This window comes from Ruminococcus sp. OM04-4AA, assembly GCF_003462585.1.
GTDB classification, from domain to species: Bacteria; Bacillota; Clostridia; order Lachnospirales; family Lachnospiraceae; genus Mediterraneibacter; species Mediterraneibacter faecis.
The window spans coordinates 1-3307 of record NZ_QTZH01000102.1; the positions used below are offsets into that span (position 1 = coordinate 1).

At 39.9% G+C, this 3307-nt stretch carries 2 protein-coding genes; both read left to right on the forward strand.

The features are described from left to right. On the forward strand, window positions 1–482 hold a 482-nt coding region (locus DXB52_RS15040), incomplete at its 5' end, for a hypothetical protein (RefSeq protein WP_118107973.1). A gap of 44 nt (window positions 483–526) precedes the next feature. After that, window positions 527–3157 (forward strand): RHS repeat domain-containing protein, encoded by a 2631-nt coding sequence (locus DXB52_RS15045; RefSeq protein ID WP_472520485.1) that lies wholly within the window; start codon window positions 527–529, stop codon window positions 3155–3157. Window positions 3158–3307: the final 150 nt, after the last annotated feature.

Sequence of the window (3307 nt, forward strand, 5' to 3'; positions counted from 1 at the left end):
ATTATGCAAATCTGTTAGAAATCTCGGAAAAAGATGCCAAGAAAGAAATCGAAGAGGATTTTAATGAGAGTATCCAACAGCAATTTGATGATTCCGATAACATTACGGATAAAGGAATTGCTGATTATGCGAAAAAACTGGCAGAAGTAAAGAAATTGGCAAAGTACAAAGTACAGGATGTGAAAGAAGAGGATGGAGGTTATACAGTAAGTGTACAAGTTGAACCATCCAATGTATTTCAGACATTGCAACAAAGCTCTACAGAGGTAAGCAATGAAAAAATAAAGCAGGGATTAGATGGAAATGATCCGGAAGTCTTTGCATCTGTATTAACAGAAAGTGTCCAGAAGAGTCTTGAAAAGAACAGTTATGGGAAAACTGTTACTGTAAAAGTATCCGTGGAAAAAGATAATTCAGGAAAATATGGTCTTTCGGATACAGAGATGAGTAAGCTGGAAGCAGTGATGTTCCCAACAGAATAAGAATGAATGGAAAGCTATCAGAGGAAAAAACTGGTAGCTTTCTTTTGTTTCAAAAACAGAGACTTGTTAGTAAGAGCAGCTACGAATACGATGCACTTGGAAGAATCACCAAAGTAACAAGCGGTTCGAAAAAGGATGTCAGCTACGTTTATGATGACGCAGATAATCTGCAGGCAATCGTATACCCGGATGGTACAAAGGTCAGCTATGAATACGATTTAAATGATAATCTGGTAAAATTGACAGATCGTAATGGAAAAGTAACCACTTACAAGCATGATGCACTGAATCGTGTGACAGAAGTCATTAGAAGCAATGGAACAAAGACGGAAGTGTCTTACGATGCAGAAGATCATATCACAAAGATTGTGAATACCTGTGGTTCCTGCGGCAAAGTAATCAGCACTTATGAGTACAAGTACAATGATCAGGGATATGTAGTCAGCGAGACAGCGACCGAACTGGAAGCTGGAACAAGAAAGACGCCAAGTTGGGAAGACTGGTACAACTGGGGCGATACACAGAAAGAGACAGACAAAGCAGACTGTGAGCATCAGGAAAAAGAGATCCAGACGACACGTACCTATGAATACGATGACAACTGGGAACTGACACGCTGTACAGAAAAAGCAGAGGGCGGTAAAAAGACAGTCCATAATTATACGTATGACAAGATCGGAAACCGGACTTCTTATGAGAAGATTGAAGATGGTGTCAGCAAGGCAAAATATAACTATAAGTACAACGATTCCAACCAGCTCATCAAACGTACCAATGCAAAGATCTGGGGCGATCCGGGAACAACCTACAGCTATGATAAGGACGGTAATCTGATCCAGGAATGCGATAAGACAAACAGTGCAGATCCGGTCACTTATGAATATACAGCAGAAAATCGTCTGGCAGTAGTAAAACAGGGTGGAACAGTCCTGATGGCAGCCATGTACGATGGAGATAACAACCGGGTATTCGAACTGGATAACACTTATAAATGGGAAGACTGCTATGGCGATGAAGTTCTGATTCCGGAGAACCAGCGTACAGAAGATGGAGACAGTCCGAAAGAGCAGCTTGCCTCTCTGGTAAAAAGTGGTTCCAATGCCAAAGGATACACACTGACAGAGTATATCAACGATATCAATCGCGAGAATACAGAAGTCCTCGCAGAGTATAGATCAGACGAGAAAGTACGTCAGGCTTATACTTATGGAGAAAGTGGAATCGGAGAACGTATAAGCGTTGATAAATCCACAGAAAGCAGTTATTATTTATATGACGGAAGAAACAGTGTGACCGGAATCCTGACCGAAACAGCTAATCTGACGAACAGTTATCAGTATGATCCATACGGTAACCTTACATCAGGAACAGCAAATGGTGTCAATTACTACGGTTACAATGGGGAGTCCACAAATGTAAAAACAGGACTTCAGTATCTGCGGGCAAGATACTATAACGCAGAGAACGGAACCTTTACAACTGAAGATAGTGACCTTGGAACGACAGAAAATCCGTTAACCAGAAACCGCTACGATTATACAATCAATAATCCGTTGAATTACAGTGATCCGACAGGATATTCATTGTGGAGCAGGATTAAGGGTGCAGCTAAGAAAGCAGCAAAAAAGGTTGTTAAAACAGTCGTAAATACAGCGAAAAAAGTTGTTAAAACGGTTGCAAAAGGCGTAAAAGCGGCAGCTAAATGGGTGAAAAATGCAGTATCCCATCCGAAACAGGTAATACAGAAAGCCAAAAATACTGTAAAACAAAAAGCAAAACAGGCTTCTCAGAAGATTGTATCCAGTGGATCGAATTTTATAAGAGCTGTAAGCAAAGGTGGAGTAAAAGGCGGTCTTAGTTACATCGGAAATGGTGCTAAGAAAGTATATAGCTCTTTCAAATCCTATGCATCAGAAAAAACAAAAGAAATTCGCCAGACAATTAAAAGAGAACTGTGTACTACAACAAATAGAATTTCTTCAGCTTTTGGAAAAGTAGATTGGAATGTCGTAAAGAAAGTAGTAGCAGGTGGAGCAATCTTAGTTGGTCTTGGAATTGCAACAATAGTAACAGGTGGAGCAGCAGGAGTGATTGCGGCCGGAGCATTCAGTGGAGCTTTGATTGGCGGTGGAACTGGAGCTGTTCTTGGTGGTTTATCTAGTGCTGCAAATGGTGATGGATTTATTCAAGGTGCAGCCGATGGATTCTTGTGGGGAACAATTGGTGGAGCCGTATCAGGTGGTGTTGGAGCAGCAACAGGTTCACTTGCAAGTTCATCTGCATCGTCAATCATGAAAAATCCATTAGCTAAGAGTGCACTTGAAAATGCGGCAGATACAGCAGTTGGAACAATTGACGATTTAGCGCATGGTAGAGATGTATCTGTAGGTTCTATAGCTATGGATTTTGGAACTGGGATGGTTTCATCGAATATTGATTTGAAAAAGGCATCTCATACAACTTCGGTTATTGAAGATACACCAAAACATAGCGTCAAACCAGATTTTATTGTGGGAACAAATGGAACTGTTGTCCCTAAAGATGTATATGATATGTCTGATAAAGATTTTATTCAAACAGTTGCAAATATTTCAAATGAAAAAGTAAATGAAAATTTGAAAGCGGAGGGAAAATCGATATACGGACATGTGGCAGGAACAAAAAAAACACACTGAGGCTGCAAATATAGTTAAAGAATATCAAGATAACATGAAGTCGAGAAACAATTTAGCAGTTGAAAAAAATTGGAAAGATAATGTTAGAATCAATGGTAATGAGAAAAGAAGTACGAGATTAGATGTTTATGATAAAGACACAAATACGGT